The organism is Arthrobacter sp. ISL-5 (assembly GCF_018613835.1).
GTDB lineage: Bacteria > Actinomycetota > Actinomycetes > Actinomycetales > Micrococcaceae > Arthrobacter.
Genome location: NZ_JAGGPM010000038.1, coordinates 1 through 15,267, shown reverse-complemented (window position 1 = coordinate 15,267; position 15,267 = coordinate 1). Strand labels below are relative to the sequence as shown.

Here is a 15,267-nt window from a genome sequence, read left to right as displayed (position 1 = left end):
CTTCCGGTTGGGCCGGGCTCCTGCCCGGCCGGACTGCGGAGCCCCGGGCGGGGCTCTCGGAAGCAATTCGGACCGCCGCGGCCCGTGGATGGGTCGGTGTTCAGTCCTTCGGCTTGAGCCGGATGCTGACCATCTTCAGCTCATCCTTGCCGGCGAAGCGGTAGACGAGTTCAATGTCCTTGCCCTCGCATTTGATCAGCCCGGCCACGTCAGCGATGTTGGTTTCATTTTCGGTGCTGACTTTGAGGTCGTCGTACGCCGTGGTGCAGGACGGGTCCAGCTTGAGGCTCTCGACGCCGGAAGCGAAATCGTCCTTTGTCAGCTGCTCCTTGAGCGCCGGGTCCATGAAGTCGTCGTAGGCCTTGTCCGTCTCCCCGGCGATGACCAGCCTGGTGAAGTCGTCCGCAAGGTCAGAGGCCTTCCGCGTAGCTCCGCCCACGAGGTTCAGAATCAGCAGCACTCCGACCACCACTAGCAGCAGGACGCCTCCAACGATCCCCACGACGATCCACATGCCCTTGCGGCTCCGGGCCGGAGGCTGGCCCGGCAGCCCGAAAGGGGCGGGAGGGAGCGGCTGGCGGCTGCGGGACTGCTGGCCGTATGGCTGCCGGCCGTACGGAGTCCCGGAAGGGGACTCGCCCGAGGGCTGACCGGGCTGCGGCTGACCGGGCTGATGCGGATCCTGAGGGGTGCTCAAGTAGAGCCTTTCCGGCAACCGCCACAGTGGCGCGCCTGAGTACTGGTGTCGCTGTTGGCGCCCGGTATTTCACGAGTCATTTCACGTGGCAATATCCTATAGCGCGGGCGCCATCCGACAGGGCGGTTTCTAACGAATGACGCAACGGCCCGTTTTTCCGACCCTAGCAGCATGGCTTCACTGAGAGCCGATGCTTGCCAGGGATGTTTAAGGCAGACTGGTGGCGTGAGCGGAATCCGGTGGGTGCTGCACGTCGATCTCGACCAGTTCATCGCGGCGGTCGAAGTGCTCCGGCGGCCGGAGCTTGCGGGCAAGCCGATCATTGTCGGCGGTCGGGGTGACCCCACGGAGCGAGCTGTGGTGTCGACCGCATCATACGAAGCCAGGGCGTTCGGCGTGGGTTCCGGAATGCCCTTACGCATTGCGGCCCGGAAAGTGCCCGACGCTGTGATCCTGCCTGTCGATCATGAGGCTTACCTCGCGGCGTCTGAAACTGTGATGGCTACCCTGCGCGCGCAGCCCGGCGCCACCGTGCAGGTGCTGGGTTGGGATGAAGCCTTTGTCGGCACTGAGACAGATAATCCGGAAGCCTACGCCCGGCAGGTGCAGGCCGCCGTCCTGGAGCGAACGCAGCTGCATTGCAGCGTGGGCATCGGCGACACCTTGGTCCGAGCCAAGGTCGCCACCGGTTTCGGCAAGCCGGCCGGCGTCTTCCGTCTCACTGCCGGGAACTGGCTCGACGTCATGGGCAGCCGGCCCACCAAGGATCTGTGGGGCGTCGGAACCAAAGTGTCGGGCCGGCTGGCCAAACTCGGCATCAACACAGTCGCCGAGCTCGCCGCGTCCGACCCCCAGGACCTGGTCCCGGAGTTCGGCCCCAGGATGGGTCCTTGGTACGCGGAGCTCGGACGCGGGGACGGCGCCAGCGTTGTGGACGACACCCCGTGGGTTGCCCGCGGGCATAGCCGGGAGACCACCTTCCAGCGGGACCTGACCGAGCCCGCCCAGGTGGACGACGCCGTGAGGGAGCTGACAGCGCGTGTCCTTGAGGATGTTGTGGCCGAAGGGCGGCCCGTGGTTGGGCTGACCCTCAAGGTTCGGTACGCGCCGTTCTTCACCAAGACCCACGCGAGGAAGATTCCCGAGACATTCGACCGGAACGAAATCCTCGCGCGGGCCTTGGACCTCGCAGCCGCAATCGAAGCGGGCCGTCCGATCCGGCTCCTGGGCCTGCGGGCCGAAATGGCGATGCCCGACGATGCCCGAAAGGGGCATACGCCTACGCGCGGCGGTTGGTGACGGCGCCGCTGCCTTCCTTACCAGCGCGGATGAATCGCTTCGCGCGCCGCCCGTCATTCGGCCGCGGAACCACGGTCCAGGAGGGGCTGGATCCGGAACGGAATCAGTTCGCCCATGGCCAAGGCGGTATCCGTCCTGTCCACGCCGTCGCACGCGAGGATCTTTCCGTTGATCCGGAAGAGGTCTTCGGCGTCCAGCGCCACCACGCGGAGGAGAAGGTCCGCCGAGCCTGTCAGGCCATAGCCCTCCAGGATCTCGGGCACGCTCGCCAGCTCTTCGGCGAGCGTGCCCAGTTTCTGCTGCTGGACGTGCACAGAGATGAAGGCCATCAGGGGGTAGCCCAGCGACACCGGGTTGATGCGGCGTTCGAATGAGAGGAAGACGTGTTTCTTCTCGAGTTGGGCCATCCGCGCCTGGACTGTGTTCCGGGACAGTCCCAGCTTCTGCGCCAGTGCCACCACCGTCCTGCGCGGATCGCGGGCCAAGGCTGAAAGCAGCCGTGTGTCAGTGCCATCCAAAGCTTGCATAATGCGCAAGGCTAGCACGGTCAAGACGTGCGGAATGGTGCATTGTGCTCAGTTTCCACGGCGGTGGTTGTACCCCTTGAGCATTGTGAGTATGGTCACAATTATCCGGGGCAACGGTGCCCCGCGGGCCGTAACGGGGCGGGATCACGAGTCCTTGCACGGGACGGTCACACGACGTCAGAAGGTTGCGCAACGGTGTTGACAGACGAAGTGGGCCAGGGCGGTACACCCGCCAGCGGCCCGGGCAACAATGCAGGACATCGAGGAGGGGCCAGCCAGAACCTGGTCCAGCTGATTACGCCCCAGGGGGAGCGCGTCAGCCATCCGGAGTACGACCCCTGGGTCCGGGACATCTCGGACGAACAGCTCGGCTCGCTCTATGAGGACATGGTGGTCATCCGCCGGATTGACACCGAAGCCACGGCGCTCCAGCGCCAGGGCGAGTTGGCACTCTGGCCACCCCTGCTGGGTCAGGAAGCGTCGCAGATTGGCTCGGCACGGACGCTGCGTGAGGACGACTTCGTTTTTTCCAGCTACCGGGACAACGGCGTTGCCTATTGCCGCGGCGTAGACCTCACGGACATCGTGCGCGTCTGGCGGGGCAACGCGTCCAGCGGGTGGGACCCGTACACGGTTAACTTGGCCGTGCCCCAGATCATCATCGGGTCACAGACCCTCCACGCCACCGGCTATGCCATGGGCATCCAGAATGACGGCGCGGATTCGGTGGCCGTTGCGTACTTCGGCGACGGCGCAACAAGTGAAGGCGATGTCAACGAGGCCATGGTGTTTGCGGCCAGCTTCCAGGCTCCCGTGGTGTTCTTCTGCCAGAACAACCACTGGGCCATCTCCGAGCCTGTGCGGCTCCAGTCCCATATCCAAATCGCCGACCGGCCCGCGGGCTTTGGCATCCCCAGCATGCGCGTGGACGGCAATGACGTCCTGGCCGTGATGGCCGCCACCCGGGTCGCCCTCGACCGCGCCCGGCGCGGCGGCGGCCCCACTTTCATTGAGGCCGTCACTTACCGCATGGGACCGCACACGACGGCGGATGATCCCACCCGGTACCGGGACGCCAACGAACTCGAAGACTGGGCCGCCAAGGATCCGATCCGTCGGGTCAAAGCCCTGCTGGAGCGCAAGGGCCTGATGACCGAGGAGTTTGAAGCCGCAGTGCAGCGCAAGGCCGACGCCGTGGCCCGCGAGATGCGTGCCGGCTGCATCGGCATGCCGGAGCCGGAGCCACTTGACATCTTCAAGCACGTGTACAGCACGCCGAACTCCTGGCTGGACCGCCAGCAGGACCACTACTCCCGTTACCTGGCATCCTTCGGCGATCACGCAGGAGCCGACTCGGAAGAAGGTGGATACTCCCGTTACGTGGCATCCTTCGGCGATCCCGCAGGAGCCGACTCAGAAGAAGGTGCACGCTGATGACGCAGATGACCTTTGCCCGGGCAATAAATTCCGGCCTCCGCAAGTCTCTCGAACACGATCCCAAGGTAATCCTCATGGGAGAGGACATCGGAACCCTGGGCGGTGTTTTCAGGGTGACCGACGGCCTGCAAAAGGACTTCGGCATGCACCGCGTGGTGGACACGCCCCTTGCCGAGTCCGGAATCATGGGCACGGCGGTAGGGCTTGCCTACCGCGGCTACCGTCCCGTGGTGGAAATCCAGTTCGACGGCTTCATCTACCCTGCCTTCGACCAGATCGTGTGCCAGGTGGCCAAGCTTCACTACCGCACCCAGGGCCACGTCAAAATGCCGATCACCATCCGCGTCCCGTTCGGCGGCGGAATCGGTTCGCCCGAGCACCACTCCGAGTCTCCCGAGGCCTACTTCACGCACACGTCCGGCCTGCGGGTGGTCAGCCCGTCCAGTCCGCAGGACGCGTACACCATGATCCAGCAGGCCATCTCCTGCGATGATCCTGTGCTGTACTTCGAACCCAAACGCCGCTACCACGACAAAGGCGACGTCGATGAGACCCTGGACCTGGGCAGCGCGCTGCCCCTGGAAAAGGCCCGCGTCATCACCGAGGGGCGGGATGTCACGCTGGTGGCATACGGTCCGTTGGTCAAGACCGCCCGGGACGCCGCCATTGCCGCAGCGGATGAGGGAGTTTCCATCGAAGTGATTGATCTTCGCTCCCTCGCGCCGGTGGACTACGCGGCGGTGGAGGCCTCGGTCCGCAAGACGGGCAGGCTTGTCATCACCCACGAGGCGGGGCAGTCAGGAGGCGTGGGCGCCGAAGTCGCCGCCAGTATCACCGAGCGCTGCTTCTACTACCTGGAGGCTGCTCCCGTGCGTGTCACCGGATTCGATGTGCCGTACCCGTATTCCAAGCTGGAGATGCACCACCTTCCGAGCCTGGACAGGATCCTCGACGGCGTTGACCGTGCGCTCGGCCGGCCGAACTCGCTGAGCGGGCTGGAAGGATGACCGCCACCATGATCAAGGAATTCCGGCTGCCCGATCTCGGCGAAGGCCTGACCGAATCCGAAATCGTCAGCTGGAAGGTGAACGTTGGCGACACCGTGAGCCTCAACCAGATCATCGCCGAAGTGGAAACGGCGAAGGCCGTCGTGGAGCTGCCCTCCCCGTTTGCCGGCGTGGTCACTGCGCTGCACGAGCAGCCGGGCACCGTGGTGGAGGTGGGCAAGCCGATCGTCTCCTTCGAAGTGGAGGGCGACGCCGGCGCGCAGGTCGCCGCCGGCGGTGCGGCTGAGGCGCCCGCCGCCAAGCGGGAACCAAACCTTGTGGGGTATGGCGCCGTCGTCGAAGCAACCGGCCGCCCTGCCCGCCGTCCGCGGAACTTTGCCGCCGCGCCGCCGGTGGCTGAGCCTGTCGAAACCAAGCCTGTCGAAACCAAGCCTTTCGAAACCAAGCCTGTCGAAACGGCCGTTCCGGTGGTTGAGCCTGTCGAAACCAGGCCTGTCGAACCCAAACCCGCGGAAACCGTAACCGGCGAGCGCCCCCGCTCCACACCGCCCGTGCGGAAGCTGGCCAAGGACCTCGGCGTGGACCTGGAGCAGGTCACCGGCAGCGGCCCCGGCGGGCTGATTACCCGCGATGATGTGCGGAACTTCGTGGGCGGCGGCGACCTTCCGGCTGCGGCCCAGGAGCTGGCGGGCGAGGCAGTCCCGACGCAGGAACGCGTTCCGTCAGCACAGCCGGGTGAACGCGAAGTGCGCACGCCCATCAAGGGGGTACGCAAGTTCACGGCGGCGGCCATGGTCTCCAGCGCGTTCACGGCGCCGCACGTCACGGAGTTCCTGACCGTGGATGTCACGCCGGCGATGGAGCTCCTGGCCAGGCTGAAGGCGAGCAAGGCTTTTGCCGGGCTGAAGCTGACGCCGCTGACCCTCGTGGCCAAGGCTGCGCTGATCGCCCTGCGACGCAATCCCACCCTCAACTCCAGGTGGGATGAAGCCAACCAGGAGATCGTGCAGTTCAACTACGTGAACCTGGGGATTGCGGCGGCCACCCCGCGTGGCCTGACAGTTCCCAACATCAAGGACGCGGACCGGATGACGCTGGCGGAGCTGTCCACGGCGCTGTCGGGGCTGACCGAGACGGCCAGGGCCGGTAAGACCAGCCCGGCGGAGCTCTCCGGCGGCACCATCTCCATCACCAACATCGGTGTCTTCGGGATCGACGCCGGCACGCCCATCCTCAATCCGGGCGAGGCCGCCATCCTGGCCATGGGCGCGGTGCGGAAGATGCCGTGGGAGTACCAGGACCAGATTGCACTGCGGCAGGTCATGACCCTGAGCCTGTCCTTCGATCACCGGCTGGTGGACGGCGAGCAGGGGTCCCGGTTCCTGGCGGACCTCGGCGCCCTGCTGGCCGACCCCGGCATGGCGCTCGCGATGGTCTAAAGCACTAAAAACCGGCCCTGGCCCTCATGACCGTTGTTGTCCAGCGACGGTTTTGAGGGCCAGGGCCGTTCGCGCGGCTTAGCCGGGCGCCGTGCGGTTTAGCCGGGCGCCGTCAGGGCTGCCATCGCCATGTTCTCCAGCAGCGGCCTGGCCGACTTGATGGCCATTCTCCGGCCGTGGTTGCGGACCGAGTGCGGCGTGGAGTTGATCAGTCCGAAGGTTGCATGGGCGCGCATCCGCAGGTCGGCCGTGTCCGTTGCGTCGTGAATCCCCGCCAGAACGTCCACCCAGAGCTCCACATAGCTGCGCTGCAGCGCCCGGACGTGGGCCTGGTCGTCGTCCGTGAGGTTGCTGAAGTCCCTGTCCTGGACCCGGATCACGTCCGGATTGCTGAGCGCAAAGTCCACGTGGAACTGAACCAGCCGGCCGAGCGCCGCTAGGGGGTCGGCGGCGTCGGCAACAACCCGCCGGCCGCCGTCGAGCAGGTCCTGGCTGACAGTCAGGAGCAGGGCGCCCAGCACGGCCTGCTTCCCCGGGAAGTGGCGGTAGACGGCGGGGCCACTCACCCCCGCGGCGGCACCAAGGTCCTCAAGGGAGACACGGTTGAAACCGTTCGCGGCGAAGAGGGCGGCGGCCGCGGACAGCAGGGCCTGCCTGCGGGTCTCCTTGGCCCGGCTGCGCTGCGTCGCACGGTTGGGCGCGGCTCCCTGGTCCGGCGGGGCGGCCAGGGCGGCCTCGCTGCTTTCGGCAGGCTGGCCATGCTCCGTGATCTGCACATTTCCTCCTCGAAACTGCAAACTCTAGCAACTCATCCGTGTGTTGGACATCACAGTTAATAGAGACTAACCTAAATCTCAGTTACACGGCACTAACCGAAAGTGGCCGGGCCCGGCAGGAATCGGGCGGGCCAAGGAAATGGAAGCGGTCAATGGAGACACTCGCCAGCAAGCTGGACGCCACCAGCGAGGCCTTTGCGGCCAACAGCCTCGCTCAGGAGGCGCTCGCCAGCGAACTGCGGAAGCGGCTCGCCACGGCGGCCCTGGGCGGGCCGGAAAAGTCCCGCGAGCGCCATGTGGCACGGGGCAAGCTCCTTCCCAGGGAGCGGATCAACCAGCTCCTCGATGACGGCAGCCCCTTCCTCGAGATTGCCCCGCTGGCAGCCAACGGCATGTACAACGATGACTCGCCGGGCGCCGGCGTGATCGCGGGCATCGGGCTGGTCCACGGGCGCCAGGTCCTGGTCATCTCCAACGACGCCACGGTCAAGGGCGGCACCTACTATCCCATGACCGTGAAGAAGCACCTGCGGGCCCAGGAGATCGCGCTGGAAAACCGGCTGCCGTGCATCTACCTCGTGGATTCCGGCGGAGCCTTCCTCCCGAAGCAGGATGAGGTCTTCCCGGACAAGGAGCACTTCGGCCGGATCTTCTACAACCAGGCCAAAATGTCCGCGGCCAAGATTCCCCAGATCGCCTCCGTGATGGGCTCCTGCACCGCCGGCGGCGCCTACGTTCCGGCGATGAGCGACGAAACGGTCATAGTCCGCAACCAGGGAACGATCTTCCTGGGCGGGCCGCCGCTGGTGAAAGCCGCCATCGGCGAGATCGTCACGGCCGAGGAGCTCGGCGGCGGCGACGTCCATTCCAGGATCTCCGGCGTCACGGACCACCTGGCGGAAAACGACGAACACGCCCTGCAGATCGTCCGGGACATCGTCTCCACCCTGCCCCGGCGCGCCGCCCCCGCCTGGGACGTGGACACCGCCGTCGAGCCTGTAGTTGATCCCGCCGACCTCTACGGTGCCGTCCCCACGGACGTCAACGCGCAGTACGATGTCCGCGAAGTCATCGCCCGCCTTGTGGACGGCAGCCGCTTCCACGAATTCAAGAAGAATTACGGCACCACCCTGGTGACCGGTTTTGCGAAGCTGCACGGGCATCCCGTGGGCATCGTGGCCAACAACGGCGTGCTGTTCAGCGAGTCCTCGCTCAAGGGCGCCCACTTCATCGAGCTCTGCGACCAGCGTGGCATCCCGCTGATCTTCCTGCAGAACCTCTCCGGCTTCATGGTGGGCAAGGACTACGAACAGGGCGGCATCGCCAAGAACGGCGCCAAGATGGTGACCGCCGTCGCCACCGCCCGCGTGCCCAAGCTGACGGTGGTGATCGGCGGATCCTTCGGCGCCGGCAACTACTCGATGTGCGGCCGTGCCTATTCGCCGCGGTTCCTGTGGACGTGGCCCGCGAGCCGCATCTCCGTCATGGGCGGCAACCAGGCCTCGAGCGTGCTGGCCACGGTGAAGCGCGACCAGTACGAGGCCGCCGGGCAGGAATGGTCCGCCGAAGACGAGGAGGCCTTCAAGGCTCCCATCAAGCAGCAGTACGAGGACCAGGGAAGCCCCTACTATTCCACCGCGCGCATCTGGGACGACGGCGTCATCGACCCCGCGGACACCCGCACCGTCCTGGGGCTGGCGCTCGACGTCGTCTCCCGCACCCCGCTGCCGGAGACCTCCTTCGGCCTCTTCCGAATGTGAGCCGGCAATGACAAATCCAGCCGTTTCCAGTCTGTTCCGCACCGTCCTCGTGGCCAACCGCGGCGAGATCGCCTGCCGGGTGATCAGGACGCTGCACGCCATGGGCATCCGTTCGGTCGCTGTTTACAGCGACGCCGACGCCGACGCCCGCCACGTGCGGGAAGCGGACGTCGCGGTGCGGATCGGTCCCGCCTCCGCGGCCGAAAGCTACCTGAAGATCGAGGCGATCATCAGGGCCTGCAAGGACACCGGCGCCCAGGCGGTGCATCCCGGCTACGGTTTCCTGAGCGAGAATGTCGAATTCGCCCGTGCGCTGGAGGCCGCCGGCATCGCCTTCATCGGCCCCGGCGTCGAATCCCTGGAGGTCATGGGGGACAAGATCCGCTCCAAGAACCACGTGGCCGGATACGGAGTTCCGGTGGTCCCCGGCATCGCCGAACCGGGGCTGACGGACGAGGAGCTGATCGAGGCAGCTGCCGGCGTCGGCTTCCCGCTGCTGATCAAGCCCTCCGCCGGCGGCGGCGGCAAAGGCATGCACATCGTCGAACGCCCCGAGGACCTGCCCGCAACGCTGGCCACCGCCCGGCGCGTCGCGGCCAGCGCCTTCGGCGACGACACCCTCTTCCTGGAACGCCTGGTAATGGCCCCGCGGCACATCGAAGTGCAGGTGCTCGCCGATACGCACGGAAACGTCATCCACCTGGGGGAGCGCGAGTGCTCCCTGCAGCGCAGGCACCAGAAGGTGATCGAGGAAGCGCCGTCGCCGCTCCTGGAATCACTGGCCGACGGCGGAGCCACCCGGGCGCGGATCGGCGAGGCGGCATGCCAGGCCGCCCGCAGCGTCCACTACACGGGCGCCGGCACCGTGGAGTTCCTCGTCTCGGACAACGCCCCGGACGAATTCTTCTTCATGGAGATGAACACGCGCCTGCAGGTGGAGCATCCGGTCACTGAAATGGTCACAGGGGTGGACCTCGTGGAGTGGCAGGTGCGCATCGCTGCCGGCGAGGTGCTCACCGTGGCGCAGGATGACGTCGTGCTTAACGGGCACGCCGCGGAGGCGCGCGTCTACGCGGAGGTCCCGGAGCGGAACTTCCTGCCGTCCTCCGGCGAGGTGGTCCTGCTCGACGAACGGGGCACCACCTTCACGGCCCTGGCTGACCTGGATTTCTTCGCCCCTGCCGCCGCGGACCCGCACATCCGCATCGACTCCTCGCTGCAGCCCGGCCTGGAAATTTCCAGCGACTACGATCCCATGCTCTCCAAGGTCATCGCCTGGGGCCCGGACCGCAAAGCGGCGCTCGACACGCTGGACACGGCGCTGGAGCGGTACACCGTGCTGGGGGTGGGAACCAACGTGGAATACCTGCGGCTCCTGATCAACGACGACGACGTCCGCGCCGGCCGCCTCGACACCACCCTGATTGACCGCAAGATGCCGGAACTCACGTTCCGGAGCGTCGGCGACACCGAGCTCATCGCGGCCGCCCTCCCGTTCTGGGTAAATGACGAGCCGCCTGCCGGAGTCGCGTCGCCCTGGAACACCGGCCGCGGCTGGCGGCTGGGCACTCCCGCTCCCTGGCGGATGAGCTTCGGCCTTCCCGGCGGGGCCATGGCCACCGTGGCCGTCACGTGGTTGAGCGACCTGGACCTCGGCCACGCGCTGGTCCGCGTCAACGACGGACCGGACCACAAGGTCCTGGTCCTGGGACTGGCCAGCGAGTCCATCGAAGTTGAAGTCGACGGGCAGGAACACACCTTCGCGCTGGGCTCCTACTGGGAGCACTACCCCCGGGAAGGGCGCCCGCAGCAGGTTTACGTGGGGAACGGCGGCTGGTCCTGCGGGCTCGACGTCCTCACCCGGGAAACCCGCCTCGCTCGCGTACTGGCCGCCATTGAGCGGGAAGAGGGCGTGGCCGATCCGGAAGTCCGTTCACCCATGCCTGGAACCGTCGTGTCAGTCTCCGTGCACAACGGCGACACCGTGGACGCCGGTCAGGTGCTGCTCGCCGTGGAAGCGATGAAGATGGAGCACCAGCTCGTGGCCGAAGTGGCCGGAACGGTGCACATCAGCGTGAAGACCGGAGACCTGGTGAAGGCGGACCAGGTGCTCGCCACGATCCACGCCGAACCGCCCGCCGGCACGGCAGAAACCCCAATCCAAGATCCAACCAATGAACGTAAGGAACCCTAGCTATGGCCGATTTTGAGCTCAGCGAGGAATACCAGGACCTCAGCAACACCGTCCGGGAGTTTGCCGACGAGGTCGTCGCGCCCGTCTCGGCCAAGCACGACGAAGAGCACAGCTTCCCCTACGAAGTCGTCTCCCAGATGGCGGACATGGGCCTGTTCGGCCTGCCGTTCCCCGAAGAATCCGGCGGCATGGGCGGGGACTACTTCGCCCTGGCCCTCGCGCTGGAACAGCTGGGCAGGGTGGACCAGTCCGTGGCCATCACGCTGGAGGCGGGCGTTTCCCTGGGCGCCATGCCCGTCCACCGCTTCGGAACCGAGGCCCAGAAGGAGGAATGGCTGCCGCTGCTCGCGTCCGGAAAGGCGCTCGCAGGTTTCGGCCTGACCGAACCGGAGGCGGGTTCGGACGCCGGCGGCACCAAGACCACCGCCAGGCTGGAAGACGGGCACTGGGTCATCAACGGCAACAAGGAATTCATCACCAACTCCGGGACGGACATCACCCGGCTGGTGACCGTGACCGCCGTGACCGGCCAGCACGAGCGCAAGGACGGCAGCGTCAAGAAGGAAATCTCCACCATCCTGGTGCCCACCGACACGCCCGGCTTCAAGGCCGAGAAGGCGTACAACAAGGTGGGCTGGAATGCCTCTGACACGCACCCCCTGACGCTGAAGGACGTCCGCGTTCCCGAGGCCAACCTCCTGGGTGAACGGGGACGGGGCTACGCCAACTTCCTGTCCATCCTTGACGAAGGCCGCATCGCCATCGCGGCGCTGGCCACCGGCGCGGCCCAGGGCTGCGTGGATCTTTCGGTCCGCTACGCCAAGGACCGGCGCGCCTTCGGCCACAACATCGGCAAGTACCAGGCCATCTCCTTCAAGATTGCGCGCATGCAGGCACGCGCCCACACGGCCCGGCTGGCCTACTACGATGCGGCCGCCAGGATGCTCGCCGGCAAGCCGTTCAAGACCCAGGCGGCCATCGCTAAGATGGTCGCAGGCGAGGCAGCCATGGACAACGCGCGGGACGCCACCCAGGTGTTCGGCGGCTATGGCTTCATCAACGAATTCACCGTGGCACGCCATTACCGCGACTCCAAGATCCTTGAAGTCGGGGAGGGCACCACGGAGGTCCAGCTGATGCTGATCGCCCGGGAACTCGGACTGTAGCCGGCCTGAAAGGATCAACGATGATTGACAAGGTTGTTGCCAGCGCTGCTGAAGCGGTCGCGGACATTCACGACGGCGCGTCGCTCGCCGTCGGGGGGTTCGGCCTGTGCGGGATCCCGGTGGCCCTCATTGACGCCCTGCACGACCGCGGCGCCAAGGACCTGGAAACCGTGAGCAACAACTGCGGCGTGGACGACTGGGGGCTCGGCATCCTGCTGAAGGACGGCCGGATCCGCCGCACCGTCAGCTCGTACGTCGGGGAGAACAAGGAGTTCGCCCGGCAGTACCTCTCCGGCGAACTCGAAGTGGTCCTTACCCCGCAGGGCACGCTGGCGGAGAAGCTGCGGGCCGGCGGTGCCGGCATCCCGGCGTTCTACACGAAGGCGGGCGTGGGCACCCAGGTGTCCGACGGCGGCCTGCCGCAGAAGTACGACGCCGACGGCGGCATCGCGATCGCCTCCCCTCCCAAGGAAGTGCGGAGCTTCGGCGGCGTGGACTACGTCCTCGAAGAGTCCCTGACGCCCGACTTCGGCCTGGTCCACGCCTGGAAGGGTGACCGCCACGGCAACCTGGTCTTCCACGCCACGGCAATGAACTTCAACCCGCTCTGTGCCATGGCGGGCAGGATCACCATCGCCGAGGTCGAGGAGCTGGTGGAGCCGGGGGAGCTGGATCCCGAACACGTCCATGTGCCCGGAATCTTCGTCCAGCGTGTCGTCCTCGCGCCCGAGATCGAGAAGCGCATCGAAAAGCGGACGGTGGCACTCTCGGCACAGTCCGCAGCCGGCACCACCGAACAGGCAGGAGCGTAGCCATGGAGTCGAACAGCTCGCAGGGGGCGCCGCCCCGCCCCGAAGCCGTCCGTCACGAGTACCGGCGTGCCGCCACGTCCCACCCGGACGGCAAGGGATGGACGCGCAACGAACTCGCGGCGCGGGTGGCCCAGGAACTCAGCAACGGCCAGTACGTCAATCTGGGCATCGGGATGCCCACGCTGATCCCGAACTACATCCCCGCCAATGTGGAGGTGGTCCTGCATTCCGAGAACGGAATCCTGGGCGTCGGCCCCTACCCCGGCGAAGACGAAGTGGACCCGGACCTGATCAATGCGGGCAAGGAAACCGTCACGGTGAACAAGGGCGCGGCCTTCTTCGACTCGTCGCTGTCCTTCGGCATGATCCGGGGCGGCCATGTGGACGTGGCCGTGCTCGGCGCCATGGAGGTCGCCGCCAACGGGGACCTGGCCAACTGGATGATCCCGGGCAAGATGGTCAAGGGCATGGGCGGCGCCATGGACCTGGTCTTCGGCGCCAAGAAGGTGATCGTGATGATGGAGCACGTGGACCGGAACGGCCGGCCCAAGATCGTGGACCGGTGCACGCTGCCGCTGACAGGCAAGGCCTGTGTGGACCGCATCATCACGGACCTCGCCGTGATCGACGTGACGCCGGACGGGCTGGTGCTGCGCGAGCTCGCGCCGAACGTCTCGGTGGAGGACGTGGCCGCGGCCACCGGCGCCGAGCTTCTCGAGGAAGACCAGGAACTGACCGTATGACGGCGACCCCTGACCAGGATGCTGACGGGGTTTCGACCAGCTCAGCCACCGGCAGCCCGCGCGTGATCGAACAGCGCGGGCTGTACTTCGACGAGCTCGAGGAGGGCGTGGTGTATGCGCACCGTCCAGGCAGGACGGTTACCGAAACCGACAACGTCCTGTTCACTACCATGACCATGAACACGCAGGGGCTGCACCTTGACGCGGCGTGGAGTGCGGGGCAGCCGTTCGGCCAGCGGCTGGTGAACTCCATGTTCACGCTGGCCACCGTCGTCGGGCAGTCCGTTCCGCAGCTGACGCAGGGCACCATCATCGCCCAGCTGGGGCTGACCGACGTGTCCTTCCCCGGTCCGCTGTACCACGGCGACACCCTGTACACCGAGACCGTCATCACCGGCAAGCGGCTCTCGGGGTCCAGACCCGGCCAGGGGATCGTCACCATGAAGCACACCGGCCGCAACCAGGACGGCGCCGTGGTGGCCCTGGCGACGCGCAGCTGCCTGATGTGGACGCGGGAGGCGCACATGCAGGCGCAGACGGAAAAATAATCGGACAATGGCTGTATGACATTCGTGATGGGCCCGGCCCTGCTCTTCTGCCCTGCTGACCGCCCCGAGCGTTTCCAAAAGGCCGCCGAGCGCTCGGACGCCGTGATCATTGACCTCGAGGACGCGGTGGCGGCCCCGGACAAGAAACGGGCCCGCGGCGCCATCCTTGCCCAGCTCGGCAGCTCCGGCGAGGGGCCGGAGCTCGATCCCAGCCGGACCATCATCCGGATCAACCCGGCGGGCACGGAGGACTTCGAAAAGGACCTGCACTGCCTGGCCCACACGCCCTACCGCACCGTGATGCTCGCGAAGACGGAAAGCGCTGAGCAGCTCCGGCCGCTGGACGGCTTCCACGTCATCGCCCTGTGCGAAACGGCGGCCGGCATCGTCAACGCGCCGGCCATCGCCGCCGCACCGAACGTCGTGGCGCTCATGTGGGGCGCCGAGGACCTGCTCGCGTCCCTCGGCGGGACCTCGAGCCGCAAGGACGACGGCGGCTACCGCGCCGTGGCGCTGCACGCCCGTTCCTCGGTGCTCCTGGCTGCAGGCACCTTCGGCAAGGAGGCGGTGGACGCCGTTTACGTCAACATCCCCGACCTTGAAGGGCTTGCCGAGGAAGCACGGGACGCCGCGGCGTCCGGCTTCAGCTCGAAAGCCTGCATCCATCCCAGCCAGGTGGCTGCGGTCCGCGCCGCCTATGCGCCGTCGGGGGAAGAAGTGGCTGCGGCCAGGGAACTCCTGGAGGCCGCCCGCGCCGCCGGGACCGGTGTGTTCCAGTTCAACGGCAAGATGATTGACGGACCCATCCTCAAGCACGCCGAAGCGACCCTCCGCAAGGCCCGCTAAGCCTTGATCCACCGAT

General features: G+C 66.7%; 14 protein-coding genes. 11 read left to right on the top strand and 3 right to left on the bottom strand.

Translation table 11 applies throughout. The annotated features are described in order from the left end of the window. Window positions 1-100: 100 nt before the first annotated feature. The gene (locus J7I89_RS20400; protein WP_214974054.1) at window positions 101-697 is read right to left on the bottom strand and encodes a hypothetical protein; all 597 of its coding nucleotides are present in this window, start codon (window positions 695-697) and stop codon (window positions 101-103) included. A gap of 243 nt (window positions 698-940) precedes the next feature. Between J7I89_RS20400 and J7I89_RS20395 the strand changes: the two genes are divergently transcribed. Then, on the top strand, window positions 941-1,996 hold the full coding sequence (locus J7I89_RS20395; protein ID WP_214974115.1) for a DNA polymerase IV: 1,056 nt from the start codon (window positions 941-943) through the stop codon (window positions 1,994-1,996). Window positions 1,997-2,049: 53 nt separating this feature from the next. Here J7I89_RS20395 and J7I89_RS20390 read toward each other — a convergent pair whose 3' ends face one another. Then, complete coding sequence (locus J7I89_RS20390) at window positions 2,050-2,523, bottom strand: Lrp/AsnC family transcriptional regulator (RefSeq protein WP_214974052.1); 474 nt, start codon at window positions 2,521-2,523, stop codon at window positions 2,050-2,052. A gap of 195 nt (window positions 2,524-2,718) precedes the next feature. Between J7I89_RS20390 and pdhA the strand changes: the two genes are divergently transcribed. From pdhA to J7I89_RS20375, 3 genes are read left to right on the top strand one after another with little or no spacing between them, the layout of a single operon-like run. Continuing rightward, window positions 2,719-3,957 (top strand): pyruvate dehydrogenase (acetyl-transferring) E1 component subunit alpha, encoded by a 1,239-nt coding sequence (gene pdhA, locus J7I89_RS20385; protein WP_214974045.1) that lies wholly within the window; start codon window positions 2,719-2,721, stop codon window positions 3,955-3,957. Continuing rightward, a complete protein-coding gene (locus J7I89_RS20380; protein WP_214974043.1) occupies window positions 3,957-4,967 on the top strand; it encodes an alpha-ketoacid dehydrogenase subunit beta in 1,011 nt (336 codons plus the stop codon). Before pdhA ends, J7I89_RS20380 begins: the two co-directional genes overlap by 1 nt. Window positions 4,968-4,975: 8 nt before the next feature. Further along, window positions 4,976-6,406 (top strand): dihydrolipoamide acetyltransferase family protein, encoded by a 1,431-nt coding sequence (locus J7I89_RS20375; RefSeq protein WP_214974041.1) that lies wholly within the window; start codon window positions 4,976-4,978, stop codon window positions 6,404-6,406. A gap of 98 nt (window positions 6,407-6,504) precedes the next feature. Here J7I89_RS20375 and J7I89_RS20370 read toward each other — a convergent pair whose 3' ends face one another. After that, entirely contained in the window at window positions 6,505-7,134 is a 630-nt protein-coding gene (locus tag J7I89_RS20370; protein WP_214974113.1) for a TetR/AcrR family transcriptional regulator, read from the bottom strand. A 200-nt stretch (window positions 7,135-7,334) separates the two neighbouring features. Here J7I89_RS20370 and J7I89_RS20365 point away from each other — a divergent pair, with 200 nt between their 5' ends. Genes J7I89_RS20365 through J7I89_RS20335 form a run of 7 tightly spaced genes read left to right on the top strand, consistent with a single transcriptional unit; the run spans window position 7,335 to window position 15,251 of the window. Further along, on the top strand, window positions 7,335-8,942 hold the full coding sequence (locus tag J7I89_RS20365; protein ID WP_214974039.1) for a carboxyl transferase domain-containing protein: 1,608 nt from the start codon (window positions 7,335-7,337) through the stop codon (window positions 8,940-8,942). A 7-nt stretch (window positions 8,943-8,949) separates the two neighbouring features. Next, window positions 8,950-11,136, top strand: coding sequence for a biotin carboxylase N-terminal domain-containing protein (locus J7I89_RS20360; protein WP_214974029.1), 2,187 nt, complete (start codon window positions 8,950-8,952; stop codon window positions 11,134-11,136). 2 nt (window positions 11,137-11,138) lie between these two features. Next, window positions 11,139-12,302 (top strand): acyl-CoA dehydrogenase family protein, encoded by a 1,164-nt coding sequence (locus J7I89_RS20355; protein WP_214974027.1) that lies wholly within the window; start codon window positions 11,139-11,141, stop codon window positions 12,300-12,302. A gap of 20 nt (window positions 12,303-12,322) precedes the next feature. Beyond that, window positions 12,323-13,114, top strand: coding sequence for a CoA transferase subunit A (locus tag J7I89_RS20350; protein WP_214974024.1), 792 nt, complete (start codon window positions 12,323-12,325; stop codon window positions 13,112-13,114). A 2-nt stretch (window positions 13,115-13,116) separates the two neighbouring features. Then, on the top strand, window positions 13,117-13,857 hold the full coding sequence (locus J7I89_RS20345) for a CoA transferase subunit B (RefSeq protein ID WP_214974020.1): 741 nt from the start codon (window positions 13,117-13,119) through the stop codon (window positions 13,855-13,857). Beyond that, entirely contained in the window at window positions 13,854-14,405 is a 552-nt protein-coding gene (locus J7I89_RS20340) for a MaoC family dehydratase (protein ID WP_251045639.1), read from the top strand. Before J7I89_RS20345 ends, J7I89_RS20340 begins: the two co-directional genes overlap by 4 nt. 15 nt (window positions 14,406-14,420) lie before the next feature. Beyond that, window positions 14,421-15,251: a CoA ester lyase gene (locus J7I89_RS20335; RefSeq protein WP_214974018.1), complete on the top strand. Its 831-nt coding sequence runs from the start codon at window positions 14,421-14,423 to the stop codon at window positions 15,249-15,251. The last annotated feature ends 16 nt before the right edge of the window (window positions 15,252-15,267 follow it).

Coding starts and splice junctions, on each gene's coding strand:
- J7I89_RS20350 (WP_214974024.1), top strand. CDS start 12,323: ATGATTGACAAGGTTGTTGCCAGCGCTGCTGAAGCGGTCGCGGACATT.
- J7I89_RS20335 (WP_214974018.1), top strand. CDS start 14,421: ATGACATTCGTGATGGGCCCGGCCCTGCTCTTCTGCCCTGCTGACCGC.
- J7I89_RS20355 (WP_214974027.1), top strand. CDS start 11,139: ATGGCCGATTTTGAGCTCAGCGAGGAATACCAGGACCTCAGCAACACC.
- J7I89_RS20390 (WP_214974052.1), bottom strand. CDS start 2,523: ATGCAAGCTTTGGATGGCACTGACACACGGCTGCTTTCAGCCTTGGCC.
- J7I89_RS20365 (WP_214974039.1), top strand. CDS start 7,335: ATGGAGACACTCGCCAGCAAGCTGGACGCCACCAGCGAGGCCTTTGCG.
- J7I89_RS20360 (WP_214974029.1), top strand. CDS start 8,950: ATGACAAATCCAGCCGTTTCCAGTCTGTTCCGCACCGTCCTCGTGGCC.
- J7I89_RS20345 (WP_214974020.1), top strand. CDS start 13,117: ATGGAGTCGAACAGCTCGCAGGGGGCGCCGCCCCGCCCCGAAGCCGTC.
- J7I89_RS20340 (WP_251045639.1), top strand. CDS start 13,854: ATGACGGCGACCCCTGACCAGGATGCTGACGGGGTTTCGACCAGCTCA.
- J7I89_RS20380 (WP_214974043.1), top strand. CDS start 3,957: ATGACGCAGATGACCTTTGCCCGGGCAATAAATTCCGGCCTCCGCAAG.
- J7I89_RS20375 (WP_214974041.1), top strand. CDS start 4,976: ATGATCAAGGAATTCCGGCTGCCCGATCTCGGCGAAGGCCTGACCGAA.